This window comes from Mycobacterium sp. E2699, from assembly GCF_001666745.1.
In the GTDB taxonomy this organism is placed as follows: domain Bacteria; phylum Actinomycetota; class Actinomycetes; order Mycobacteriales; family Mycobacteriaceae; genus Mycobacterium.
On the sequence record NZ_LZJH01000147.1, the window covers coordinates 23,860 to 46,598 of the forward strand.

Below are 22,739 nucleotides of genomic sequence, written 5' to 3' on the forward strand. Positions count from 1 at the left end.
TTGCCCCATCCGTCACATCCGCGCCTGGCTGGAAGGATGTTGTTCGTGTCCACCTCACAGCGACCTGTCTCCGGGCACAGAGACTCGTGTGGTGTGTGTGGCCAACGCGACCGGCGGGTCGTGGGGAGCCCTGGGTGGGAGTGACCGACCTCTTCGCGCGGCGGGCGACGCTTCGCCGGTCGCTGCGGCTGCTGTCGGAGTTCCGCCACGAGCGGTCCGACCCGGCGCGCTTTTATGCGGCGCTGGCCGCCGACACCGCCGCGATGGTCGGCGACCTGTGGCGGGGCCGCCACGGCGAACCGCCGGCGGGCCGCACGCTGCTCGACGTCGGCGGCGGCCCGGGGTATTTCGCGGCGGCCTTCGCCGGGGCCGGTGTCCGCTACCTCGGCGTGGAACCCGATCCGAGCGAGATGCACGCGGCGGGGCCGGCTTTGGCGCGCGGGCCGGGCGCGTTCGTCCGGGCTTCGGGGATGGCGCTGCCGTTCGCCGACGACTCCGTGGACATCTGCCTGTCGTCCAACGTGGCCGAGCACGTGCCGCGCCCCTGGCAGCTCGGCGGCGAGATGCTGCGGGTGACCAGGCCGGGCGGGCTCGCGGTGCTCTCCTACACCGTGTGGCTCGGCCCGTTCGGCGGCCACGAGATGGGCCTGAGCCACTACCTCGGCGGCGACCGCGCCGCCGAGCGCTACGCCCGCAGGCACGGTCGTCCGGCCAAAAACAACTACGGGTCGTCGTTGTTCGCGGTGTCGGCGGCCGACGGCCTGGACTGGGCGGCGAACACGGGCGCGCTCATCGCGGCATTTCCCCGCTACCACCCGCGATGGGCGTGGTGGCTGACGTCCGCGCCGGGGCTGCGCGAGTTCCTGGTGAGCAATCTCGTGCTGGTGCTCGCACCCCGGTAATGAAACGTGTTCTCGTTTTGCGTCGGCTTCGGTAGGGTGGCGCCATGCGCGCCGGCGACGATGCAGCGCGGAGCAATGAGGAGGAGCGGCGCAGATGCCCGACGTCAAGACCGAATACGACAAACTTTTCATCGGCGGCAAGTGGGCGGAACCGTCGACCTCCGAAGTCATCGAGGTGCACTGCCCGGCCACCGGCGAGTACGTCGGCAAGACGCCCCTGGCCGCGGCGGCCGACGTCGACGCCGCCGTCGCGGCGGCGCGCGCCGCGTTCGACAACGGGCCCTGGCCCACCACGCCGCCGAAGGAGCGCGCGGCCGTCATCGCCAACGCGCTGAAGTTGATGGAGGAGCGCAAGGACCAGTTCACCCAGATCCTTGCGGGCGAGACGGGTCAGCCGCCGACCGGCATCGAAACGATGCACTGGATGAGCTCGATCGGCGCGCTGAACTTCTTCGCCGGCCCGGCGGTCGACCAGGTCAAGTGGAAAGAGATCCGCAACGGCGGCTACGGCCAGAGCATCGTCTATCGAGAGCCGGTCGGCGTGGTGGGCGCGATCGTGGCGTGGAACGTGCCGCTGTTCTTGGCGGTCAACAAGCTGGGCCCGGCGCTGCTGGCCGGCTGCACCGTCGTGCTCAAGCCGGCCGCCGAAACACCTTTGAGCGCAAACCTTTTGGCGGAGGCCTTCGCCGAGGCCGGGCTGCCGGACGGCGTGCTGTCGGTGGTGCCCGGCGGCATCGAGACCGGACAGGCGCTGACCTCCAACCCCGACGTCGACCTCTTCTCCTTCACCGGCAGCTCGGCCGTCGGCAAGGAGATCGGCCGGCGCGCCGCGGAGATGCTCAAGCCGTGCACCTTGGAGCTCGGCGGGAAATCGGCGGCCATCATCCTCGACGACGTCGACCTGGCCGCCTCGATCCCGATGCTGGTGTTCTCCGGGATCATGAACACCGGGCAGGCCTGCGTGGCCCAGACCCGCATCCTGGCGCCACGCTCGAGGTACGACGAAATCGTCGATGCGGTAGGCGGTTTCATGCAGGCGCTGCCGGTGGGCCTGCCGTCGGACCCGGCCGCCCAGATCGGGTCGCTGATCTCGGAGAAGCAGCGCGCCCGCGTCGAGGGCTACATCGCCAAGGGCATCGAGGAGGGCGCCCGGCTGGTGTGCGGCGGCGGCCGCCCCGAGGGCCTGGACAACGGGTTCTTCGTGCAGCCAACGGTTTTCGCCGACGTCGACAACAAGATGACGATCGCCCAGGAGGAGATCTTCGGGCCGGTGCTGAGCATCATCCCCTACGACACCGAGGACGACGCGATCAAGATCGCCAACGACTCGGCGTACGGGCTCGCCGGCAGCGTGTGGACCGCCGACGTGCCGCGCGGCATCGAGATCGCGGAAAAGATCCGCACCGGGACCTACGCGATCAACTGGTACGCCTTCGACCCGTGCTGCCCGTTCGGCGGCTACAAGAACTCCGGCATCGGCCGGGAGAACGGGCCCGAGGGCGTCGAGCACTTCACGCAGCAGAAGAGCGTGCTGATGCCGATGGGATACACGGCCGACAGCTGACGCGCAGTGGATGCGCCCGGTGTGCGGCCGGCCGCACGCTGGCGGTGACGCTGCGCATCTCACGCATCTCACGCCTCGGGATTATGCATCAGAGCATAGATTTGCCCCGAGTGACGTTCGCGTCAAAAAGTATTGTGACGGCGGCCACACGACGTTTGCCGTGCTGCTGGACTTACTTAGGGAGTAAAACTTGCTTACTTGACCGATGTCTTATATGCTTCTCAGCATAATCTAGGGCCGCGCTCAGGCCGGGAGAAAAACAATGTGGATCATCGAACTCAACGTCGCCGGCTACCGGTTCACGCGCGAAATGCCCGACTTCAAGCGCCGCTCCTTCCGCTTCGGCCCGCGTAACATGCACTGGCCGGTACCGCGGCATTCGCACGCTGCATGATGCCGGCTTCCACCGACGCGAAGGCGGAGTCCACGCCGACCAAGCGCTGCGACACCCGCAAAAAGATGTTGGTCAGCGCCGCCGAGGTGATGCGCGAGCGCGGGGCCGCCGGGGTGACCATCGATGAGGTGCTCGCCCGCAGCGGCGCGCCGCGCGGCTCGGTGTACTACCACTTCCCCGACGGACGCAATCAGATTCTGGCCGAGGCGCTGCGCTACTCGGGCGACTCCGTCACCGCCATGATCGACGACGCCGCCGGCTGGGGCGCCAAGGCCCTGCTGCGCGAGTTCGTCGAGTTCTGGGAGCGTCTTTTGACCGAGAGCGACTTCGCCGCCGGCTGTGCCGTGGTCGCCGCGGCGATCGGCTCCGACGACGCCGAGCTCAAGCTGTCCGCCGAGGCCGGCGCGATCCTCGGCCGTTGGTGTACCGCACTGACGCGGGCGTTCGGCAACGACGGCTTCGCGGACGCCGACGCCGCGTCGCTGGCGGTCATGTCCATCGCCGCGCTCGAGGGCGCCGTCGTGCTGTCCCGCTCGACCCGCAGCACCGGCCCGCTGCACCAGGTGGGCGACCAACTCGAATTCCTGATCAAGGCGAGGGAATTCGTCATTCGCAACAAGATCGGGCAGTAGTCCACCGCCCCGCCGGGCGCTGAGCGCCGTCAGTCGCTGGCCGGCAGCGGCTTGACCTCCTTGAGCTGCAGCGCGGTCGCACCGACGCTCAGGCTGCCGGCGCCCGGCTTGGTCACCAGCACCTCGGCACCGGTCTCGTCGACGTAGCGCTTGCCCATCACGGTGCCGTCGGCGAAGTTCGGGTCGAGCTCGCCGGACCGTTCGCCGCCGATCGGCACCATCGGCGCGCCGCCGCAGCGCAGGTCGTCGAGGCTGTCGGCGCTTCGGACCACGATGACCTGGGTGTCACACACCTGGCTGGCGAGGCGGGTTCCGTTTTTGATCATGTGTGCAGTCCTTCCAGCTGTTCGACTATCTCGCGGCGCAGCACCTTGCCGGTGGGCGTGGTCGGCAGTTCGTCGGCGAACACCACCCGGTCGGGGGTTCGCGACCCCCGCAAGTTCTTGCGCACGTGCTCGCGGAGTTCCTCCGGGTCGGGGTCGATGCCCGCGGCGGGCACCACCACGGCGACGATCGCCTGGCCCCACTGCGGGTCGTCGACGCCGACCACCGCGACGTCGTGCACGTGGGAGTGCTCGATGAGCACCTCCTCGAGCTCGGCCGGCGCGATGTTCTCCCCGCCGCGGATGATGGTGTCGTCGCTGCGGCCACCGATGAACAGGTAGCCGTCCTCGTCGAGCAGGGCGATGTCGCGGGTCGGGAACCAGCCGTCCTCGTCGAGCACGGAGCCGATCCCGGTGTAGCGGCCGGACACCTGCTCGCCGCGCACGAACAGCTCACCGGTTTCGCCGGGCCCGAGCACCCTGCCGTCCTCGTCGCGGATCTGCACCTCGATGCCGGGCACCGGCCGGCCGACCGATCCCAACCGCCTGGCCGCGTGCGGAACCCTCGCGGCGTGCGCCTCGCGGTGGTCGTCCGGGCCGAGCACCGCGATCGTCGAGCTGGTCTCGGTCAGGCCGTAGGCGTTGACGAAGCCGACGTGCGGCAGCAGTTCGAGCGCCCGGCGCACCAGCGGCAAGCCCACCTTCGAGCCGCCGTAGGCCAGGTTGCGCAACGACGGCAGCCGGTGACCGCCGGCCTCCAGCGCGGTGACGATGCGGTCGAGCATGGTCGGCACCACCGTCGCGGTGGTCACCTGCTCGTCGTTGATCAGCCGCACCCATTCGTCGGCGTCAAAGTTGGGCAGATACACCATCTTTCGGCCGGCGTACAGGTTCGACAGGGCCGCGCCGACCCCGGCGATGTGGTAGGGCGGCACGCAGATCAGCGCGGCGTCGGTGGGGGCGGCCGACTCGAACTCGACCGTCCCGGTGACGTAGCTGGTGAGGTTGTTGTGCGACAGCTCGACGGCCTTGGGCTGCGACGTCGTGCCCGACGTGAACAGCACGACCGCCACCGACTCCGGGTCGGGAAATTCGGCCGCGGGCTCGGCGGCACCGGCCGCCGCCAGGAACTCATCGGACGCCATCACCCGGCCCGACGCGTCGGAGACCATGTCCCGGTAGCGGGCGTCGACGACCACGAGCGGCTCGGGCAGCCGCTCGATCAGCGCCCGGATCCCGTCGGCGGACAGCCGGTAATTGAGCGGGGTGAAGGCCACCCCGGCGCGCGCGCTCGCGAAGATCAGCAGCGGCAGCATGGCGCCGCCGACCCCCACGTACGCCACGTGCTTGGCCGCGGACGCCGCGATGACACCGGCGCCCCCGTCGGCGAGGTCGCTGAGCTGCTGCGTCGTCAGCCGGGTGTCCCCGTCGACGAGCGCCGTGCGCCCGGGGTTGCCCGACGCGGCCATCTCCAGCAGCAGCGAAATGCTCATCCTCGGTCTTTCCGGATCCCCACGACGTTACAAATATTAGTCACAGTGTAACCCGTCCGGCCGGCCGATCACGTGCCCGTCCACCGCGGCGGGCGCTTTTCCGCGAAGGCGATCGCACCCTCTTTCGCGTCGTTCGACACGAACACCGGCGCCAGGATCTTGTTCTGCTCCGCCCACATCGACTCCGGGGTCCAGCCGCGGGACTCGACGATGATCCGCTTGGTGGCCGCGACCGCCAGCGGGCCGTTCGCCGCGATCTTCTCGGCCAGCGCGATCGCGGCGTCCAGCGCCTTGCCCGGCTCGGCCAGGACGTTGACCATGCCCAGTTCGTGGGCGCGCTCGGCGGAAAGGTTGTCACCGGTGAGCGCCAGCTCCATCGCGATGGCCGACGGGATGCGCTGGGGCAGCCGTAGCAAGCCGCCGCCACCGGCCACCAGGCCCCGCTTGACCTCGGGTATCCCGAAGGCCGCGTCGGTGGACGCCACGATCAGGTCGGTGGCCAGCGCCAGCTCCGTCCCGCCGGCCAGCGCGAAGCCCTCCACGGCCGCGATGAGCGGCTTGACGGGCGGCCGCTCGGTGAAGCCCATGCCGCGGCCCTCGACGATGGGCACCTCGCCCCGCGCGAACGCCTTGAGATCCATTCCGGCGCAGAACGAGCCGCCCGCGCCCGTCAGGATCCCGACGGACAGGCCGGTGTCGCCGTCGAGCCGATCCACGGCGTCGGCCAGGCCCCTGCTCACCGCGGCGTTGACCGCGTTCTTGGCCTTCGGACGGTTGATGGTGATGATCAGGATCCGATCCCGTTGTTCGACCAGGACCTCGGGTTCGGAATCGGTGGCCGCTTCGTTGCCGGTGCTCACGGTGCCGCACAGCTCCTTCGGGTAGGGGTGGCTGCTTATCCGACCGATGGTAGCGGTCGGCGGAAATGGCATTGGCACCAGGCGAGAGCCCGGTTTCCGGGGCGGGTCTCAGGCCGGCGCCATCGCCGCCTCGACGACCGTCAGCTCTTCGGAAAGCCCTGCGGCCCTGCGTATCTCGATGAAGTCGGCGACCATGGCCTCCGTCACCTCGTGCGGGTCCTTCAGCGTGGCGCCGTCGGACAGCACCGAGATGTTGATCTGGTCGACGTAGCTCCACACGGTGATGTTCAGGCCGCTGCCGGCGGTCAGCGGGCCGACGGAGTAGATCTCGGTGACCAGCGCGCCGCCGACCCGGCCCCGCTCGCGCGGGCCGGGCACATTCGAGATGTTCAGGTTCAGGATCTTGTTGTGCCCGTCGCGCCCGGACGCCCACCGGAAGAACGCGTGGGTGGGCGCGGGCGGCATGTAGGCCGCCCACCGGCTGACCAGCTCCGGCCCCATCAGCTGGTTGCTTTCCTTGGCGGCGATCGCGTTCTCGTGGCTGCACTGCACCCGCTCCAGCGGGTCGTCGGAGTCGGTCGGCAGGCCCACCAGCACCCCGGTGAAGCGGTTCCCGGAAATCCGCTCGGGCGAGAAGTCGAAACTCATCGGCACCGACGCCAGCAGGGGTTCGGCCTTGCCGTCGTAGCGCAGCAGCAACGTGCGCAGCGCGCCGGCCGACATGGCGAGGACCATGTCGTTGATCGTCGCCCCCAACCGCTTGCCGGTCTCCTTGACGTCGGCAAGCGCGAGGGTGGCGGTGGCGAACCGGCGCTCGGGCGTGATCTTGTGGTTGATGAAGGTCGGCGGCGGCTCGAACGGCCGGGTCAGTTCCGGTGACAGCTTGCGCGAGCTGCGGCGCACCCGGCCCAGGCCCTCGGCGGTATAGCGGACCGTGTGCGGGATGCGCCCGAGGTGACGGAGGTGATCGGCGAAGGCCGAACTCATCAGCTGCCGCGCGGTCGGGGCCGGATCCGAGTGGTACGGCCGACCCTCGGGCCCGGGCTGCAGGTCCATGCCGCGCGCCATCAGGTTCGCCGAGGCGACCCCGTCCGCGAGCGCGTGGTGGATCTTGCCGACGACCGCGATGCGGTGGTTGGCCAGCCCCTCGATGAAGTACATCTCCCACAGCGGGCGTGTGCGGTCCAGCGGGGTGCTGGCGATCCGCCCGATCGCCTCGTCCAACTCCCGGCGGCCGCCGGGCGCGGGCAGCTGCCACGGGCGGATGTGGTAGTCGAGGTCGACCTCGCAGTTCTCCCGCCACATCGGATGGTGGAACTTGAACGGGACCTCGACGAGCTGGTAGCAGAACGGCTCGAGCTTGTTCAGCCGACCGCCGATCACCTGGCGGAAGGCGTCGATGTCGAAGTCGCGTCGGTCCGGCGCGAGTTCGATCACCGCGGCTTTGATGGTGTGCATGTGCACGTTCGGCGTCTCGCTGTACAGCAGTACCGCGTCCCAGCCGCTGAGCCTCTTCACCGGTGCCCCTTACCCATAGGGGGACATTACCCAGCGGCGGGAGCTCAGATAACCTCTTTCGCGCCGATCCGTGTTTTGGTGCGGTAGACGTGGTTGAGGAACAGCGATGCGGCGTGCGCCGCCGCACCGGCCCGCTCCCCGTCGATGAGGTCGTACCCGTGACCGGCGCCGGGCAGCTCCAGGTAGCCGACCATGGAATGCGAGACGGCGCGCAGCCGCTCGACGAAGCTGCGGGCCTGCTCGACCGGGATGATGCTGTCCCGGCTGCCGTGAATCACCAAGAACGGCGGCGCATTTCGATGCACGCGCGCGATCGGTGAGGCGTCGCGGAACACCTCGGGGTGCCGGGCGATCGACTTCCTGACCACCACGCGTTCCAGGAAGTCGACGAACCGGGCGCGTTCGGGAGTGGAACGGTCCTCCCAGTCGTAACGGCCGTAGATCCCGACCACCGCATCCACCGAGCTGTCGGCGCCCTCGGGCAGCTCGGCCCGGTGCGCGGGGTCGTCGGGGGCCAGCCCGGCCAGCGCGGACAGGTGGCCGCCGGCCGAACAGCCCGCCACCGCAACGAAATCGCGGTCGCCGCCGAACTTGTCGACGTTGGCGCGCGCCCACGCGATGGCGGTCTTGACGTCGGTGATGTGCCGAGGCCAGCGGTGGTGCGGCGCGACGCGGTAGTCGATCGCCAGGCAGACCCACCCCTGTTCGGCCAGCCGCGACATCAGCGCGGAGCCCTGGCCCATGCACCTGCCGTGCACCCACGCGCCACCCGGAACGAAGATCAGGACGGGTGCGGGTTGCGCGGGCAGGTCCTTGCGGCGCCAGACGTCGAGCACCTGCGCGGGGCTGTTCCCGTAGTGGACGCCGCGACGGTACAGGTAGCGGCGCCGGCGCATCGCGTCCCAGATCGGTGGCGTCCGCTCCGCGACGGGCCATTCGAGTTCGAGGTCGGCGGCCGAGACGATCCCCCGCAGGGCCGCGACGGACACCTCCTGGATGCTCTCGCGGCCCGGCCGGGGGCTCTCGTCGCGGGGCGCCGGGCGACGCATGCTCATCCCCGAGAAGTAGTCGGGTGCGTGGCGGGCGCCCCAGATGCCCATCGCCGTGAGCCCGCCCAGGGGCTCGAGGTGCTTGCCGACGACCGGCAGAGAAGCGCCGATATCGCTCAGGGCCAGCATGTAGTCCGCGGGTCCCGCCCGCAGCAACCACTTCACGCAGGGTGTCATGCGGGGTCCCCTCGCAGTCATGTACGGACTGTACCCCCGCGCGGACCGGCGAAACTGACGATTGCGTAAAGCTTCCTTTCGGCGCCGGCGAACGGCTGCGCCCGCGATTAGCCAGGCCGCGCCGGCTTACTGCTCAGACCGATTTGGCGGTTCGCCGCGCTGGGCGCCGGCGGCCCGAAAACGCAGCCCGGCGAGTCGCGCGGCGTAGCACAGCGCGCTCGCCGCGAACATCGCCGCGGTGAGCAGCAGCCACCTGCCCAGAAACGGCTGCTGGGTCTGCCCGGTGGCCGCCTGGTAGGTGGGCGCGCCCTGCTGGATGATGCCCGGGAGAAAGATCAGCAGCGTCAGCCCGGCGCCGAGGGCGGGGACCCGAATGTGGTTGCGCGCGCAGACTTTTGGAGGGCTCGACCGGGCGGCGCGCTGCCACAGCAGCCGGTCGGCCAGCGCGTAGAGCGGAAAGAGCAGCAGGTCGTGGGCGATCACCGCGGCGGCCAGCCAGACGGCGATCGACTGCCACCAGGTGCCCGAATTCCACAGCGTCACCGGCCGGAAGGTGGCCAGAACGTAGCCCAGCAGCGCGAAGCCGGACAGCATGGTCAGCAGATGCAGCGGGTGCGCGCCGTAGGCGGCCGCGAAACGCGTTGACAGCCCGGACATTTCAGTTCGGTTTGAATTCGATGGCGGTGACCCATTTGGTATTGTGCACGCCGGGCAGCGCGGGAACGACGATCCTGGCCGGATAGCCGTGATCCAGCGACAGGTCGGCGCCGTTGACCCGCAGCGCCAGCACGGCGTCCGGATCGCCGATCTGGTTGGCCTGCAACGTCGCCGCGCCGAAGGCTCCGCCCCGCTGCAGTGACGTGACGCGGGCCGCGCGGGGCGCGGGCACCCCGGCCAGCCGGGCCAGTTCGGCCAGCCGGACCCCACTCCAGGACTGCACCGTCGACCATCCCTCGACACAGGCGATCGGCAGCCGCGCCCCATGTTGGGGCAGGCCGGCCAGCGTGGCCCGGTCCAGCACCACCTCCGAGGGGCCGCCGCGCAGCGTCAATCGCCAACTCGCGCCGACGCTTTCGGGCGCGATCCCCGCGGCGGAAGCGGTCTTGTTGACCGGGAAGTCACCGCGGCCGCGCGGCAGCAGCAGGGCCGCCCGGCGGGAGGCGCCGCCCAGCGTCTGGCCGGCCGTCAGCACGGCGACGAGCAGGGCGCCGGAGCCGACCAGCGCCAGGGCGCCGCGCCGGCTCATCGTCGGCTCCGCCGGATCCGCCGAGACCAGCCCGTCGGGGTCGGGCGGTTCCGGGCGGGTATCGGTTCGGTTGGTGCGCAACACCTCTCGCAGCGGCATCGACCGCAGCCCGGTGAGCATGCGCGGAATCTTGAGCGCGATGTGCATCAGGAAGCCCGCGATCATGACCCAGGCCCCGAAATAGTGGGCGTCGTAGAAGCTGAACCCGAAGATGTAGTCGTACTGGATGTTCAGCACCCCGGTGACGATCTCGAACAGCACGCCACCGACCAGCATCAGCAACGACAACCGCTCCAGCACCTGCGCGAGGGAGCGCGCCGGCGGCCACACGAACAGTTTCGGGATCACCGACCACAGCTTTGCCAGCACGACCGGGATGATCACCAGGCCCAGCCCCACGTGCAGGCCCTGGGTCAGCCGGTACAACCACGACGGGCGGGTCGGCCAGGCGAAGGCCGGCAGCCGCAGCCAGCCGATGTCCGACGGGATGGCCTGTCCCAGTTGCGGTCCGTAGGCGATGTAGGACAGCAGCCCCGTGACGATGACGATCGGCAGCGCGACGAGCAGCACCAGCCCGAACACCGAGGTCAGCCACGGACCGCGCAGGGGGCTTCGAAACTGGAGGGGCAAGCGGTTCAGCCGCCGCACGCCCGGCGGGGGGTGCCCGTCGAGCGCACGCCACAGCCGGGCGGGGTACCCGTAGTCGCTCACAGGGCGGCCAGGCTCGCGACGACCCGCCCGCCGATCAGCCGGACGCCGGTCAGCGTCAGCCCCACCTGTGCGGCCAGGGTGGCGGCGCTGTCCACGCCGACCGACGCCCACCGGAACCAGGGCCCGACGTCACCGGCCGTCTCCAGCCGCACCCAGCGCGGACGGATGCCGATGGCCTCGGTCTCGAACTCGGCGATGCACCGCCCGCCGCGACCCAGCAGCTCGGCGGCGCGGGCCAGGATCCGGCGCGGATCGCCGCCGAGGCCGACGTTGCCGTCGACCAGCAGAACCGTCTGCCAGCGACCCGTTCCGGGCAGCGGCTCGAAAACATCGCCGAGTATCGCGGGCGCGCCGCCGCGCCCGGCCAGGCGGATCGCGGTGGCGGACCGGTCGATGCCCAGGGCGGGCACCCCGCGGCGGATCAGCCTGGCAACCAACCGGCCGGGCCCGCAACCCAGCTCGATCGTCGGGCCGGCGCACATCTGCGTCACGGCTTCGTCGAACACGTCGTCGACGGCGTCGCGCGGCACGTTGTCCGGGCATCGGTCGCCCAGCCAGCGGTGCGCCGGCAGCGGGCGAACCTCGCCGTCCTCGTGCCGGACCCAACACCTCTCGCCACCGAGCGCCCGATCGTAGAGATGCCCCAGCATGTCATGCCTCTCGCATCGTGCACGGCCGGGCGGCCCGGACGCGCCTCTGCCCCGGTGGGGGGTGTGTACGCGAACCCGCTTCGCCGGCACGCTGATGGACACGGGGTGCGCCGGCATTTCGATCAACGGGATTCCTACCCCGATCTTCGCTTGGCTAACCCAGCGGTTCACGGGAGTTATTCGGTGCCGGAACAAGCCCGGATGGATACTGGATCGGTGCCGAACGATGACGTTCACGACAGCGACGCTCAACACAACGACGTTCACCCCGACCTGCGCCTGTTCGCCCGCATCGTCCCGCGGCACCTGATCGGGCCCCGCACCCTGCCGGTGCTGCGGTCCCTGAGCGCCGTGACGGGGCGCCGGGGCAAACCCGGCGCGTCCGACGTCGAGGTGATCACCCTGGCGTCGGGGGCCGGTGTCCGGCTCTTCCGCCCGGTCGGGGTGGCCGCGCCGACCCCGGGGCTGGTATGGATCCACGGCGGCGGATACGTGATGGGCACCGCCCAGCAGGACGACTGGCTGTGCCGGCGGTTCAGCTCGAGGTTGGGCATGACCGTCGCGTCGGTGGAATACCGCCTGGCGCCCGAACATCCGTATCCCGCGCCGCTGGAGGACTGCTATTCGGCGCTCACCTGGCTGGCCGACCTGCCGGCGGTGGACCGCAACCGGGTGGCGATCGCCGGCGGCAGCGCCGGGGGCGGCCTGGCGGCGGCGCTGGCGCTGCTGGCGAGGGACCGCGGCGAGGTCAGTCCGGTATTGCAGCTGTTGGTGTACCCGATGCTGGACGACCGGAGCTCGGCCGCCGCGGCGAGCCCGCACCATCGGCTGTGGAGCACGCGCAGCAACCACTTCGGCTGGCAGGCCTATCTGGGCGGCGCCGACCCGCGGGTCGCGGTGCCGGCGCGCCGCGAAGACCTGAGCGGACTGCCGCCGGCGTGGATCGGCGTCGGGACGCACGACCTGTTCCACGACGAGGACCTGGCTTACGCCCGGCGCCTGATCGACGCGGGCGTGCCGTGCCACGTCGAGGTGGTGCCGGGCGCCTTCCACGGCTTCGACGCGGTGGCCCGCAAAGCCGCGGTGTCGCGGCGCTTTTTCGACAGCCAGTGCGACAGCCTGCGCGCCGCGCTCGGCCAGGCCGCCTGAGCGCGGGTCACATCGCGAAGTACACGAGCTCCCCGCCGATGACGGTGGCCGCCACCATGCCGGCGTCCAGCTCGGCCAGCACCGTGGCCGGCGGCTCGGTCAGCACGCACAGGTCGCCCGCCTGCCCGGTGTCCACGGTCCGCGCCCGCCCCGGCTGATCCGGCCGGCCCAGAAACATCGTCAAAGCCGTTAGCGCCGAGACACATTCATTCGGGTTGAGGACGGCGCCGCCGGGCGTGGTGCGGTACACCGCGGCGCGCATCGCCGTCCACGGGTCGCCGTGACCGAACGGCATGTCGGTCGACAGCGCCACCGGCACCCGCGCGTCCAGCAGGGAGGCGACCCGCCACAGCTGAGGGTGCTCGGCGGCGGGGACGTCGGCGAGGTAGTGGTCGCCGCGCTCGGCGACGAAGTTGGGCTGGGTCACCACGGTGACCCCGAGTTCGGCGAGATCCGCCAAGTTCTCGTCGGGCACGACGGCGGCGTGTTCGATGCGGTCCCGCGGGTGGCTGCCGGCCGCCCGCAGGGCCGCGATGGTGACCACCAATTGGGCGGCGGTCACGCAGTGCACGGCGACCGGCCGGTCGTCGCCGTGCTGTGCGGCGACCCAGGCCGTCAGGGCGTCCAGGTCGAGGCGGTCGTCCTGCAGGATCTTCTTACCCGGGGACAGGAAGCTCGGACGGGGCCGGAACTCACCGCGCCGGTGCGACACCAGCAGCGCGACCATGTCGTCGGCGGCGAGGTCGGGGGTGGCGTCGGTGACGCCGGTGACGCCGGTCGCGGTGATGCGGCGGGAAAGTTCGGCAAGGTCGGTTTCGCGCTGCGCCAGCGCGTCCGACCAGCCGCGGTCGGCGCTGCGCAGCCGGCCGTCGGGGTGTTCGGGCAGGCCGACCCGGCCCAGCGCCTCGGAGTTGAGCATCCACAGCGCCCCGCTGCGGTGCTGGATGCGCACGGGGACGTCGCGCACGAGCGCATCCAGGGCCGCCCGGTCCAGCTCCCCGGCGACCGACTCGTGGTAGCCGACGGCGCGGATCCATCCGTCGGGCCCGGGGGTGGCGTTCGAGAGCAGCTGCGTCAGTTGCTCTTTGGTGGTGACTCCGGGTGGCCCGACCAGGAAGGAGTCCAGCGCCGACGCCGCCGACCGCACGTGCACGTGGTGGTCGTGCAGGCCGGGCAGCACGGTTCCGCCGCCGGCGTAGAGCACGCCCTCGCCCTTGCGCGCCGCGAGGCCCTCGCCCATCTCCTCGATCTGCGCGCCGACCCGGATGTCGACGGTTCTGCCGTCCAGCAGGGTGCCCCGGTGAATCAGCATGACAGGCAACGCCTTTCGGCGACCAACCGGCGGACAGCCTCGTTGTCGGCGCCGAGCCCGGCCGCCCGACCGAGGGTCGCGGGCGCCCGCGGCGGCGGGGCCGGGTGCGGCGCTTCCGATGCGGCGGTGGGCAGCGCAGCGTAGCTCGCGGCCACTGCGGCCATCGACGCGTGGATCAGCTCGCCGCCGCCGCGGCCCAGCGATTCGGCGACCGCCAGCGTCGCCTCCAGGCCCGTCAGCGGATCGGCGATGGCGTCGCCGCAGAACACCGGCCCTTGGAAACCCGGGCGGGCGGTGCCCACCAGGCCGCCACCCACCGCGGCGTCGTCCCCGAACGCCGGCCTGGGATCGTCATATCCGGTGATCCGCAACCAGATTCGGCCCGCGCGCGGCGCCACGTGGTCCGGTCCCAGCCCGCGCCGCGCGAGCGCCGCGGGGCGCGAGCCCTCGATCACGACGTCGGCCACCGCGAGCAGCTCGTGCAGCTCGTCGGTCTGGGCGTCGAAATCCACGCAGTAGGACAGCTTTTCGGCGTTCATCCAGTCGTAGAAGGCGCGGCTGCCCGCTCGGGTGCCGTCGGGGCGGCGCGGGCTTTCCACCTTGACGACGGTGGCCCCGCCACGCGCCAGCAGCCGCCCGCACAGCGGGCCGGCCCACATCGAAGACAGGTCGGCCACCAGCAGGCCGGCCGGCTCGCGCGGCGTTGCCGGGGCACCGATCCGGCTCATCCGCGGCGGGCCGGGCGCGGCCTCGCCGAGGCAGGCGACCGGGAGGTCGAGCAGGCGCGCACGCTCGACGATCGCGCCCGCCGGATGCGTTGCGGCCCAGCGCCGCAGCGCCGGCCACGGATCGGCGGGCGCCTCGTCAACCGCCAGCAGCGCGGGCACGGCGGCGACGTCGTCGGGGCGCGCCAGCGTGATCGCACACCACCCGTCGGCCGCGGCGAGCAACCGGGTGGCGCCGCCGGCCGACACCCGGCCCGCGCGGGTCAGCCCGAGCAGCGCGGCGCGCCCGGCCAGCAGGGCCGCCGCGTCGACGGCGATGCCCAACCGGCGGCCGACGGCCGCGGCCACGTCCTCGGCGCGGGCCAGCACGTTGGCGCGGGAGAAGTCGGGCGGCCCGTCCGGCATGCCCGTCAGGTAGGCCAGCCCGCTGCTGCCCCACCCGGTCGACGTCGTCACCATCCCATTGTGCGCGTGGGGCGAACTAGAAATGCAGCGCGCTGTATCGCCAGTCCAACACCGGGCGGTCGGGATCGCCCACCGCGTAGACCAGCGACCGCAGCCCCAGCACCGCCCCGCGCTCGGTCGGCCGGGCGGTCTCGACGTGCAGTTCGCTGTACAGGGTGTCGCCCTCGTGCACCGGACCGGTGTGGTCGCAGGACTCCCAGCCCAACACCGTCACCAGGTTGGGCAGCAACCTGCTGGCCTGGGCCAGCGCCAGCCCGATGGTGTGCCCGCCGTACACCAGCCGTTGCCCGCCGACGCGCGAATCGTGGTGTGTGGCGGCGATATTGAGGGTAAGCCTGGCGAGTTCCGTTGCGCCGCTGACCACGTCACCGGTGCTGCGCAGCACCGCGCCCGCCAGGCCGGCGGGCAAATGCGGGCCCGGCACCTTGGTGCGGAACACCTCGGCGTCCCAATGCGCCGTCGGATCGTGGGCCGGGCCGGGAACACCGGCGCCGACGGCCGACAGATCGTCGGCGGGGGCGCGCTCGGGATCGAAGTCCGGGCCGGCCGGCAGCATGGCGCACCGGTAGAAGTCGAGGACCAGCCGGTCGGCCTGGTCGATGGTGATCATCCGCAGCGCGGCCAGCCCCGTCGGCGCCCGGCCCGGCTTGGGCGAATTCGCCCGCAGCCCAACGACTTCGGTGCGCGTGTAGATGGTGTCGCCGACGACCGGGAAGCGGTGAAAGGTCAGCCCCCGATAGAACAAATTGGCTTTCACCCGCTGGGTCACCAGCGTCGACTGCCCGATCGCCACGTCGCAGACCAGCCCCGGGTGGGCCAGCGGCCCCGGCTCGCCCGTCACCGCGGTGCACAGCACCGCGTCCAGCGCCAGTCGCAGCCGATCCCCCAGGATCGCCTGGTGGGCGGCGGCCAGTCCCGAGGACAGCGTCATCGCCGGCGCCCAGTCGAAGACCTGGCCCACCGAGAGATCGTCGAAGTACGGGCCGCCCTCCCGCACACGCGCATAAGTCACCGGGCCAATATGGCACACGTGAGAACAGAGCTGAACGACGAAGAGGACATGCTGGTCGCCACGGTGCGGGCGTTCGTCGACCGCGACGTCAAACCCGGCGTCCGCGAGGTCGAGCACGCCAACGCCTACCCCGAGGCGTGGATCGAGCAGATGAAGCGGATCGGCATCTACGGCCTGGCCATTCCGGAGGAGTACGGCGGGTCGCCGGTGTCGATGCCGTGTTATGTGCGCGTCACCGAGGAGCTGGCACGGGGCTGGATGAGCCTGGCCGGCGCGATGGGCGGGCACACCGTGGTGGCCAAGCTGCTGACGCTGTTCGGCACCGAGGAGCAGAAGCGCGCGTACCTCCCGCCGATGGCCACCGGCGACCTTCGCGCCACGATGGCGCTGACCGAGCCGGGCGGCGGTTCGGACCTGCAGAACATGACGACGACGGCGCTGCCAGACGGCTCAGGCGGGTTGCGGATCAACGGTGCCAAGACCTGGATCAGCAACGCCCGCCGCTCCGGCCTGATCGCGCTGCTGTGCAAGACCGACCCCGACGCCACGCCGCGGCACCAGGGCATCTCGATCGTGCTCGTGCAGCACGGGCCCGGGCTGACGGTGTCGCGGGACCTGCCCAAGCTCGGCTACAAGGGCGTCGAGTCGTGTGAGCTGTCGTTCGACGACTTCCGCGCGCCCCAGGCCGCGGTCCTGGGCGGCCGGCCGGGCGAGGGCTTCGCGCAGATGATGAAGGGGCTGGAGACGGGTCGCATCCAGGTGGCCGCGCGGGCGCTGGGGGTGGCGACGGCCGCGCTCGAGGACGCGCTGGCCTACGCCCAGCAGCGGGAGAGCTTCGGGCGGCCGATCTGGAAACACCAGTCGGTCGGTAATTACCTGGCCGACATGGCGACCAAGCTCACCGCGGCCCGTCAGCTCACGCGCTTCGCCGCCGAGCGCTACGACAGCGGCGAACGCTGCGACATGGAGGCCGGGATGGCCAAGCTGTTCGCCTCCGAGGCCGCGATGGAGATCGCGCTGAACGCCGTCCGCATCCACGGCGGCTACGGCTATTCCACCGAATACGACGTCGAGCGCTACTTCCGCGACGCGCCACTGATGATCGTCGGCGAAGGCACCAACGAGATCCAGCGCAACGTGATCGCCGCCCAACTGGTCGCCCGGGGCGGGATCTGAGGCGAATCTCCCGGATCGCGCTCGGCGCCTGCTGTATATTTGCGGGACTTCTCGCACCGGCAAAGCCAGAGGGAGGCGGCTGCCATGAGTTATCCCCCTGGGCCGTACGAAGGTTCCCCGGAATGGCAGGGCCAACCGCAACCGTATTGGCAGGGCCAGCCGCCGCCCGGTTACCCGGCCCCGCAGCCGGGCTGGCCGGGGCAGCGCGAGCCGGACAACTACCTCGTCTGGGCCATCCTGGTCACGGTCTTCTGCTGCCTCCCGTTCGGGATCGTCTCGCTGGTGTACTCCACGAAGGTCTCCGGGCTGTGGGCGCAGGGACGGTATGCCGAGGCACAGGCCTCGGCCGAAAACGCCAAGAAGTGGGCCATCATCGGCGCGGTGGTGGGTGTGGCGGCGTCCGTCATCGGGGTCATTCTGTGGTTCGCGTTCATCGCGGCGGTGGTCTCGTCCATCCCGTCCACGACCACCACGACGTTCTCCGGCTTCTAACGCCCTTGGGCGCCGGCGAAAGTCGCGTCCACCAGCCCCCACCCGCGCGCGGTACCGGCATCGATCGTGCGCCCGGACAGCACCAGATACGCCGTGCGCCACCGCCCGATCCGGCGGGTGACGCTGACGGTTCCGCCGGCACCGGGGATCAGGCCGAGGCCCAATTCTGGCAGCCCGAACAGCGAATCCTCGTGCGCCTCAACCCATCCGCAGAACGCCGCCATCTCCAAACCGCTGCCCACCACCCGGCCGTGCACCTCGGCCCGGCAGGCCCGGCCGAGGCGGGCGGTCAGCGCTTCGAGCGCCAGGGCGGGGCTGTGCCGGGTGCGGGCCAGGTGCGCGCTCGCCGGGTCGGCGAAGGTCCCGAATTCCGCGAGGTCTCCCCCGCTGCAAAACGACGGGCCGTTGCCGCTCAACACGATCCCGGTCAACGACGGGTCCAGCAGCGCGACGGTCAGCGCCTCGAGCAGCGCGGCCCGCGCGTCGGTGGAGAACGCGTTGTGCCGCTGCGGGCGGTTGAAGGTGATGCGCAGCGTGTCGCCGTCGCGGCGGGTCAGCACCGGGTCGACGAGGCCGGGCGCGCCGGCCGGGCCGCGTTCGTGTAGCCAGCGGGCGAACTCCGGGCCGGCCTGCAGGGTCGAGTAGGCCAGCGACTCGGTCACCACCCCGGCCAGCGCCGGGGCCGCCGGGTCGACCGCGCGCAGCACGTCGTCGCACACGGCGCTGGCGTGCGGCCATCGCTGGCAGCGGCTCGTCAGCTCGGCCAGGGTTTCGGCCACCGACTCGACGGTGACCGCCCGGCGATCGGCACAGGGATCCTCGGTCAGGGTGAAAGTCGCTTGCTGCAGCCACGATTCGCCGGCCGCGATATCGGCGGCCGAGCCGACGGCGACGATCACGCCGGGCGGTGCAGCGGCGTCCGCATCGCCCTCGCTACCGACGTCGACGACCCGCAGCATGGGTCACACCGAATACTTCTCGATCAGCCCGTTCTTGTAGAGCTTCCCGGTGTCGGTGCGCGGCAGCTGCTCCTCGAAGGCGATCGACCGCGGGCATTTGTAGTGCGCCAAGCGGTCTCGCAGCCACGCGGTCAGCTCGTCGGCGAACCGATCGGTGGCGTCGGCGGGGTCGACGGTCTGCACGGCCGCCACCACCCGCTGTCCCATCTCGTCGTCGGGAACGCCGAACACCGCCGCGTCCAACACCTTCGGGTGCGTGACCAGAAGGTTCTCGGTCTCCTGCGGGTAGATGTTCACGCCGCCGGAGATGATCATGTGGTGGCGGCGATCCGTCAGGTACAGGTAGCCCTCGTCGTCGAGGTAGCCGATGTCGCCGACGGTGGCCCACCCGTGCCTGTCGCGCGAGGCGGCGGTTTTCGTCGGGTCGTTGAGGTACTCGAAGGAATACCCGCCCTCGAAGTAGATCTCGCCCGGCTGGCCGGGCGGCAGCTCGGTGCCGTCCTCGGAGAGGATGTGGATCTGGCATGCCATCGGCTTGCCCACCGAACCCGGGTGCGCCAGCCACTCCTCGGCGCTGATCAGCGTCGACCCGATGGCCTCGGAGGACGCGTAGTACTCGTCGATGATCGGTCCCCACCAGTCGATCATCTGCTTCTTGATCTCGACCGGGCACGGCGCGGCGGCGTGCATCACCCGCCGCAGGCTGGACAGGTCGTACGAATCTCGCACGGCGGCGGGCAGTTTCAGCATCCGGGTGAACATGGCCGGCACGAACTGGCCGTGCGTGACCCGATGCCGCTGGATGGCGTCCAGCGTGCCCTCGGGGTCGAACTTCTCCAGCACGACCGTCGTGATGCCGCCGGCCTGCGCGCTCATCGACCACACCGACGGCGCCGTGTGGTACAGCGGGGCCGGGCTCAGGTAGATCGAGTCGGGCGTCATCCAGAACTCGACCAGCGCCGACATCATGCCGGGCGCCTCGGCGGGCGGGACGTGCGGCAGTTCGCGTTTGATCCCCTTGGGCCGGCCGGTGGTGCCCGACGAATACTGCAGCAGGTCACCCTCGAGCTCGTCGTCGATGGGCGTATCGGGCTGGCGCGCAACGCATTCCGGGTAGCGCTCCCAGCCGGGCAGGTCGCCGTCGGCGATCATCAGCAGCTCCGGCAAGCCGTTGGGCAGATGTTCGCGCAGCTGCGCCAGGGTGTCGCGCAGCGCCGCCGACCCGATGATGGCCTTGGCGTTGCTGTTGTCGACGATGTAGGCGGCCTCGGCCGCGGTGAGGTGGGTGTTGATCGGCACGTAGTACAGGCCGCTGCGGCGGGCCGCCCACATCACCGCGTGGATGTGCTCGTTGTTCTCCATCAGGATCGCGACGGTGTCCCCCTCGCGCAGCCCGGCCTGGCGGAATCGGTGCGCCAGCCGATTGGCGCGCGCCTCCAGGTCGTCGAAGGTGACGACCGTGCCGGACGGGTACAGGATGACGGCGGGTTTGCCGGCGCCGACGTGGGGGCGAATCTGCATGCGAGGACTGTACCGCCGCCGAAGTTGACGGGTGTTAAGTGGCGGGTCGAGGCGCGCGCAACCTGCCGAGCAGACACAAAAGCCCCCGACACGCCGTAGGTGTGGGGGCTTTTGTGTCTGCTCGGCCTATCTGTCCCGCAGGAGCAGGGCACTGTCGCCGAACTCGTGCCACAGGTACCCGTGGGCGGCGGCCTCCCGGTAGGCCAGGGCGACCAGGTCCGGGCCGGCGACGGCCTCCAGCAGCAACAGGTGCGAGGCGCCGGCGTCGTGCCAGCCGGTGATCAGGCCGTCGACCACCCGCGCGGGGCGGTTGCGGCCGAGCACGAGATCGGTCCAGCCGACGGCCGGCCGCACCACTGCGTCGGCCGTCGCGGCCGACTCCAGCGCGCGGGTGGCCGTGGTGCCGACGGCGATCACCCTGCCGCCGCCCGCACGCACCGAGTTGACCATCCGCGCGGTGGGCGCCGGCACCTCGAACAGCTCGGGGGTCGGTGGCTCGCCGGCCTCGGCCGACGACACGCCGGCGTGCAGCGTGACCGGTGCGACCCCGATGCCGGCAGAGACCAGAGCGGTGACCAGTTCGGTGCTGAACGGCCTTGCCGCGCTGGGCATTTCGGCGCTGCCGGGGTGGCGGGCGAACACGGTCTGGTAATAACGCAACGGCCATTGCCGCGGCACGTACGCATAGCGGATCGCCCGGCCGTGCCGGGCGAGGTACGAGCCCACCTCCCCCTCCAGGATCACCCGCGCCACCCACAACCGCGCGCCGTCGACCTCGGGCTCGGGGTAGGACGAACCGATGACGAGCGCGGCGCCGCCGGGCAGGTCGATGCGTTCACCGGGCCGGACGTCGGTGAGGTGGCCGGCCGCGTCGGCCGCGGGCCGCAGTTCCACCACCCAGGCCTTTTCGGCGCGCGCCGTCGAGAAGTGCACGGCGATCGGCTGCCCGGCGCGGCGCCCGTCGACCGCCGCGGGCAGGGTGGCCGAGTTGTTCACCACGAGCAGGTCGCCCGGCTGCAGGTGATCGCCGAGGTCGGCGAAGCGCGCGTGGGTGACCCGGCCGGGGCGGGCCACCAGCAGCTTGACGGCGTCGCGGGCCACGCCGCGCGCTTCCGGCGGCTCGATGGCCGCGGTCATGAGCTCGCCCCGGACAACGCCGAATCGGCGGCGCGGTAGCGGCCCGCGGGCGGCCGGGCGTCCAGCAGGCGCAGCAACGCCGGGACTTTCGCTTCCGGCTCGGCGCGATCGGAGATGTCCTCCCCGGGAAACGCGGCCTGGTGCATTTCGGTCCGCATGTCGCCCGGATCGAAGGCGTACACCGCCACCGGCACCTCGGCACCCAGGATGGCCGACAGGTGATCCAGCGCGGCCTTCGACGAGCCGTACCCACCCCAGCCCGGGTATGGCTCGACCGCCGCATCGGACGTGACGTTGATGACGGTCCCGGCGTTGGCGGCGAGCGCGGGCAGCGCCGCCTGGATCAGGGCCAGCGGCGCGAACACGTTCGCCTCGTACACGGCCCGCAACTCGTCGGGCGAGTAGTCGGCGAGCGCCGGCTGCGGGCTGGGCCCCAGCCGGCTGGCGTTGTTCACCAGCAGCCCAAGCGGTCCGGCACCGGTCGCGGCGGCGACCAGGACTTCGCGGTGCGACGCGTCGGTGACGTCGCCCGGCAACGGGATGAATCGGTCCGAATTCAGTTCGGCGGCAGCGGCTTTGAGGTCGACGGCGCGGCGCGCGTCGGCGACGACGGCCCACCCGCGGTCGAGCAGCGCGGCGCTCACCGCCTTGCCGAACCCGCGGGACGCGCCGGTGACGATGGCGACATGAGTTTGAGTCATACGGCCATACTGATAGTTGAAGTAAACTTTAAGTCAAGTCCGCAATTCCGAAGAGGGTCAGATGGACAAGCGGGATCTGTTCACCGTCAGCGAGATCGCGCGCCGCAGCGGCTTCGCCGCCTCGGCGATCCGGTTCTACGAGGGCCAGGGCCTGATCACGGCCACCCGGACCTCGGGCGGTCAGCGCCGATTCGAACGCCAGATGCTGCGCCGGCTGGCCTTCATCAAGGCCGCCCGAAACGTCGGCCTGAGCCTAGACGAGATCGCCTCGGCGCTCGCCGAACTCCCCGACGGCCGCACCCCCACCCGGGCCGACTGGGCCCGGTTGTCCCGAACGTGGCGTACGCGCCTCGACGACCAGATCGCCGGGCTGATCGCGCTGCGCGACAACCTCGATTCGTGCATCGGCTGCGGCTGCCTGTCACTGAGGCGCTGCGCGATCTCCAACCCGGGCGACGCTGCGGCGGGCGCCGGCGCGGGAGCGGTGTACCTGCCGAAATCGCTGCGGCGGCAGGCGATACCGTCTGCCGAGCAGACGTAAAAGCCCCCAATTCCGCGACGGAATGGGGGC

The 22,739-nt window shown here is 71.1% G+C and carries 23 protein-coding genes; 8 read left to right on the top strand and 15 right to left on the bottom strand.

Features of this window, described 5'->3' with window-relative positions; translation table 11 throughout:
• The first annotated feature begins 134 nt into the window (after positions 1-134).
• The 4 genes from A5696_RS25375 to A5696_RS25385 all read left to right on the top strand — a co-directional run bounded on the left by A5696_RS25375 (position 135) and on the right by A5696_RS25385 (position 3,492).
• Positions 135-902, top strand: coding sequence for a class I SAM-dependent methyltransferase (locus A5696_RS25375; RefSeq protein WP_067883755.1), 768 nt, complete (start codon positions 135-137; stop codon positions 900-902).
• Positions 903-996: 94 nt separating this feature from the next.
• A complete protein-coding gene (locus A5696_RS25380; protein WP_067883756.1) occupies positions 997-2,466 on the top strand; it encodes an aldehyde dehydrogenase in 1,470 nt (489 codons plus the stop codon).
• Positions 2,467-2,728: 262 nt separating this feature from the next.
• Positions 2,729-2,860, top strand: coding sequence for a hypothetical protein (locus A5696_RS28755; protein ID WP_255383006.1), 132 nt, complete (start codon positions 2,729-2,731; stop codon positions 2,858-2,860).
• Entirely contained in the window at positions 2,857-3,492 is a 636-nt protein-coding gene (locus A5696_RS25385) for a TetR/AcrR family transcriptional regulator (RefSeq protein WP_369803395.1), read from the top strand. Before A5696_RS28755 ends, A5696_RS25385 begins: the two co-directional genes overlap by 4 nt.
• 29 nt (positions 3,493-3,521) lie before the next feature.
• Here the strand turns inward: A5696_RS25385 and A5696_RS25390 are convergent, their stop codons facing one another.
• The 8 genes from A5696_RS25390 to A5696_RS25425 all read right to left on the bottom strand — a co-directional run bounded on the left by A5696_RS25390 (position 3,522) and on the right by A5696_RS25425 (position 11,519).
• The gene (locus A5696_RS25390; protein ID WP_067883758.1) at positions 3,522-3,818 is read right to left on the bottom strand and encodes a hypothetical protein; all 297 of its coding nucleotides are present in this window, start codon (positions 3,816-3,818) and stop codon (positions 3,522-3,524) included.
• Positions 3,815-5,308, bottom strand: a complete 1,494-nt coding sequence (locus tag A5696_RS25395; RefSeq protein WP_067883760.1) for a class I adenylate-forming enzyme family protein — start codon at positions 5,306-5,308, stop codon at positions 3,815-3,817. The genes A5696_RS25390 and A5696_RS25395 overlap by 4 nt, the downstream gene beginning before the upstream one ends.
• A 68-nt stretch (positions 5,309-5,376) precedes the next feature.
• A complete protein-coding gene (locus A5696_RS25400) occupies positions 5,377-6,168 on the bottom strand; it encodes a crotonase/enoyl-CoA hydratase family protein (protein ID WP_067884214.1) in 792 nt (263 codons plus the stop codon).
• A gap of 108 nt (positions 6,169-6,276) precedes the next feature.
• The gene (locus tag A5696_RS25405; RefSeq protein ID WP_067883762.1) at positions 6,277-7,686 is read right to left on the bottom strand and encodes a wax ester/triacylglycerol synthase family O-acyltransferase; all 1,410 of its coding nucleotides are present in this window, start codon (positions 7,684-7,686) and stop codon (positions 6,277-6,279) included.
• Positions 7,687-7,730: 44 nt separating this feature from the next.
• Entirely contained in the window at positions 7,731-8,933 is a 1,203-nt protein-coding gene (locus A5696_RS25410) for an alpha/beta hydrolase (protein WP_067883764.1), read from the bottom strand.
• A 105-nt stretch (positions 8,934-9,038) separates the two neighbouring features.
• On the bottom strand, positions 9,039-9,569 hold the full coding sequence (locus A5696_RS25415) for a hypothetical protein (RefSeq protein WP_067883767.1): 531 nt from the start codon (positions 9,567-9,569) through the stop codon (positions 9,039-9,041).
• Position 9,570: 1 nt separating this feature from the next.
• Positions 9,571-10,869 (bottom strand): molybdopterin-dependent oxidoreductase, encoded by a 1,299-nt coding sequence (locus A5696_RS25420; RefSeq protein WP_067883770.1) that lies wholly within the window; start codon positions 10,867-10,869, stop codon positions 9,571-9,573.
• Positions 10,866-11,519 carry a class I SAM-dependent methyltransferase gene (locus A5696_RS25425; RefSeq protein ID WP_067883773.1) on the bottom strand — a complete coding sequence of 218 codons (654 nt, stop codon included), beginning with the start codon at positions 11,517-11,519 and terminating at the stop codon, positions 10,866-10,868. Before A5696_RS25425 ends, A5696_RS25420 begins: the two co-directional genes overlap by 4 nt.
• Positions 11,520-11,720: 201 nt before the next feature.
• On the opposite strand from A5696_RS25425, the gene A5696_RS25430 reads away from it, so the two are divergent.
• On the top strand, positions 11,721-12,668 hold the full coding sequence (locus tag A5696_RS25430; protein ID WP_067883775.1) for an alpha/beta hydrolase: 948 nt from the start codon (positions 11,721-11,723) through the stop codon (positions 12,666-12,668).
• Between the two features lie 7 nt (positions 12,669-12,675).
• Here the strand turns inward: A5696_RS25430 and A5696_RS25435 are convergent, their stop codons facing one another.
• The 3 genes from A5696_RS25435 to A5696_RS25445 are packed head-to-tail and all read right to left on the bottom strand — an operon-like array spanning position 12,676 to position 16,182.
• Complete coding sequence (locus A5696_RS25435; protein ID WP_067883777.1) at positions 12,676-13,980, bottom strand: amidohydrolase family protein; 1,305 nt, start codon at positions 13,978-13,980, stop codon at positions 12,676-12,678.
• Positions 13,974-15,164 carry a CoA transferase gene (locus A5696_RS25440; RefSeq protein WP_067883780.1) on the bottom strand — a complete coding sequence of 397 codons (1,191 nt, stop codon included), beginning with the start codon at positions 15,162-15,164 and terminating at the stop codon, positions 13,974-13,976. Before A5696_RS25440 ends, A5696_RS25435 begins: the two co-directional genes overlap by 7 nt.
• A 22-nt stretch (positions 15,165-15,186) precedes the next feature.
• Entirely contained in the window at positions 15,187-16,182 is a 996-nt protein-coding gene (locus A5696_RS25445) for a MaoC family dehydratase (RefSeq protein ID WP_067883781.1), read from the bottom strand.
• A 30-nt stretch (positions 16,183-16,212) separates the two neighbouring features.
• On the opposite strand from A5696_RS25445, the gene A5696_RS25450 reads away from it, so the two are divergent.
• A complete protein-coding gene (locus A5696_RS25450; protein ID WP_082956699.1) occupies positions 16,213-17,358 on the top strand; it encodes an acyl-CoA dehydrogenase family protein in 1,146 nt (381 codons plus the stop codon).
• A gap of 84 nt (positions 17,359-17,442) precedes the next feature.
• Positions 17,443-17,850 carry a CD225/dispanin family protein gene (locus tag A5696_RS25455; RefSeq protein ID WP_067883790.1) on the top strand — a complete coding sequence of 136 codons (408 nt, stop codon included), beginning with the start codon at positions 17,443-17,445 and terminating at the stop codon, positions 17,848-17,850.
• Here A5696_RS25455 and A5696_RS25460 read toward each other — a convergent pair.
• From A5696_RS25460 to A5696_RS25475, 4 genes are all read right to left on the bottom strand, one after another.
• Positions 17,847-18,809 (bottom strand): enoyl-CoA hydratase/isomerase family protein, encoded by a 963-nt coding sequence (locus A5696_RS25460; protein WP_067883794.1) that lies wholly within the window; start codon positions 18,807-18,809, stop codon positions 17,847-17,849. The two genes, A5696_RS25455 and A5696_RS25460, sit on opposite strands and share 4 nt — an antisense overlap.
• 3 nt (positions 18,810-18,812) lie before the next feature.
• Positions 18,813-20,330, bottom strand: coding sequence for a fatty-acid--CoA ligase FadD4 (gene fadD4 / locus A5696_RS25465; RefSeq protein ID WP_067883795.1), 1,518 nt, complete (start codon positions 20,328-20,330; stop codon positions 18,813-18,815).
• A gap of 126 nt (positions 20,331-20,456) precedes the next feature.
• Positions 20,457-21,467 carry an S-adenosylmethionine:tRNA ribosyltransferase-isomerase gene (locus A5696_RS25470; RefSeq protein WP_067883797.1) on the bottom strand — a complete coding sequence of 337 codons (1,011 nt, stop codon included), beginning with the start codon at positions 21,465-21,467 and terminating at the stop codon, positions 20,457-20,459.
• Positions 21,464-22,168, bottom strand: coding sequence for an SDR family oxidoreductase (locus A5696_RS25475; protein ID WP_067883799.1), 705 nt, complete (start codon positions 22,166-22,168; stop codon positions 21,464-21,466). The genes A5696_RS25470 and A5696_RS25475 overlap by 4 nt, the downstream gene beginning before the upstream one ends.
• Before the next feature lie 61 nt (positions 22,169-22,229).
• Between A5696_RS25475 and soxR the strand changes: the two genes are divergently transcribed.
• On the top strand, positions 22,230-22,709 hold the full coding sequence (gene soxR / locus A5696_RS25480; protein WP_067883800.1) for a redox-sensitive transcriptional activator SoxR: 480 nt from the start codon (positions 22,230-22,232) through the stop codon (positions 22,707-22,709).
• Positions 22,710-22,739: the final 30 nt, after the last annotated feature.

What these genes read in the sequence shown, in the direction of transcription:
- A5696_RS25380 (WP_067883756.1), top strand. Translation starts at nt 997, where the DNA reads ATGCCCGACGTCAAGACCGAATACGACAAACTTTTCATCGGCGGCAAG.
- A5696_RS28755 (WP_255383006.1), top strand. Translation starts at nt 2,729, where the DNA reads ATGTGGATCATCGAACTCAACGTCGCCGGCTACCGGTTCACGCGCGAA.
- A5696_RS25385 (WP_369803395.1), top strand. Translation starts at nt 2,857, where the DNA reads ATGATGCCGGCTTCCACCGACGCGAAGGCGGAGTCCACGCCGACCAAG.
- A5696_RS25390 (WP_067883758.1), bottom strand. Translation starts at nt 3,818, where the DNA reads ATGATCAAAAACGGAACCCGCCTCGCCAGCCAGGTGTGTGACACCCAG.
- A5696_RS25395 (WP_067883760.1), bottom strand. Translation starts at nt 5,308, where the DNA reads ATGAGCATTTCGCTGCTGCTGGAGATGGCCGCGTCGGGCAACCCCGGG.
- A5696_RS25410 (WP_067883764.1), bottom strand. Translation starts at nt 8,933, where the DNA reads ATGACTGCGAGGGGACCCCGCATGACACCCTGCGTGAAGTGGTTGCTG.
- A5696_RS25415 (WP_067883767.1), bottom strand. Translation starts at nt 9,569, where the DNA reads ATGTCCGGGCTGTCAACGCGTTTCGCGGCCGCCTACGGCGCGCACCCG.
- A5696_RS25425 (WP_067883773.1), bottom strand. Translation starts at nt 11,519, where the DNA reads ATGCTGGGGCATCTCTACGATCGGGCGCTCGGTGGCGAGAGGTGTTGG.
- A5696_RS25430 (WP_067883775.1), top strand. Translation starts at nt 11,721, where the DNA reads ATGGATACTGGATCGGTGCCGAACGATGACGTTCACGACAGCGACGCT.
- A5696_RS25435 (WP_067883777.1), bottom strand. Translation starts at nt 13,980, where the DNA reads ATGCTGATTCACCGGGGCACCCTGCTGGACGGCAGAACCGTCGACATC.
- A5696_RS25440 (WP_067883780.1), bottom strand. Translation starts at nt 15,164, where the DNA reads ATGGTGACGACGTCGACCGGGTGGGGCAGCAGCGGGCTGGCCTACCTG.
- A5696_RS25455 (WP_067883790.1), top strand. Translation starts at nt 17,443, where the DNA reads ATGAGTTATCCCCCTGGGCCGTACGAAGGTTCCCCGGAATGGCAGGGC.
- A5696_RS25460 (WP_067883794.1), bottom strand. Translation starts at nt 18,809, where the DNA reads ATGCTGCGGGTCGTCGACGTCGGTAGCGAGGGCGATGCGGACGCCGCT.
- fadD4 (WP_067883795.1), bottom strand. Translation starts at nt 20,330, where the DNA reads ATGCAGATTCGCCCCCACGTCGGCGCCGGCAAACCCGCCGTCATCCTG.
- A5696_RS25470 (WP_067883797.1), bottom strand. Translation starts at nt 21,467, where the DNA reads ATGACCGCGGCCATCGAGCCGCCGGAAGCGCGCGGCGTGGCCCGCGAC.
- A5696_RS25475 (WP_067883799.1), bottom strand. Translation starts at nt 22,168, where the DNA reads ATGACTCAAACTCATGTCGCCATCGTCACCGGCGCGTCCCGCGGGTTC.
- soxR (WP_067883800.1), top strand. Translation starts at nt 22,230, where the DNA reads ATGGACAAGCGGGATCTGTTCACCGTCAGCGAGATCGCGCGCCGCAGC.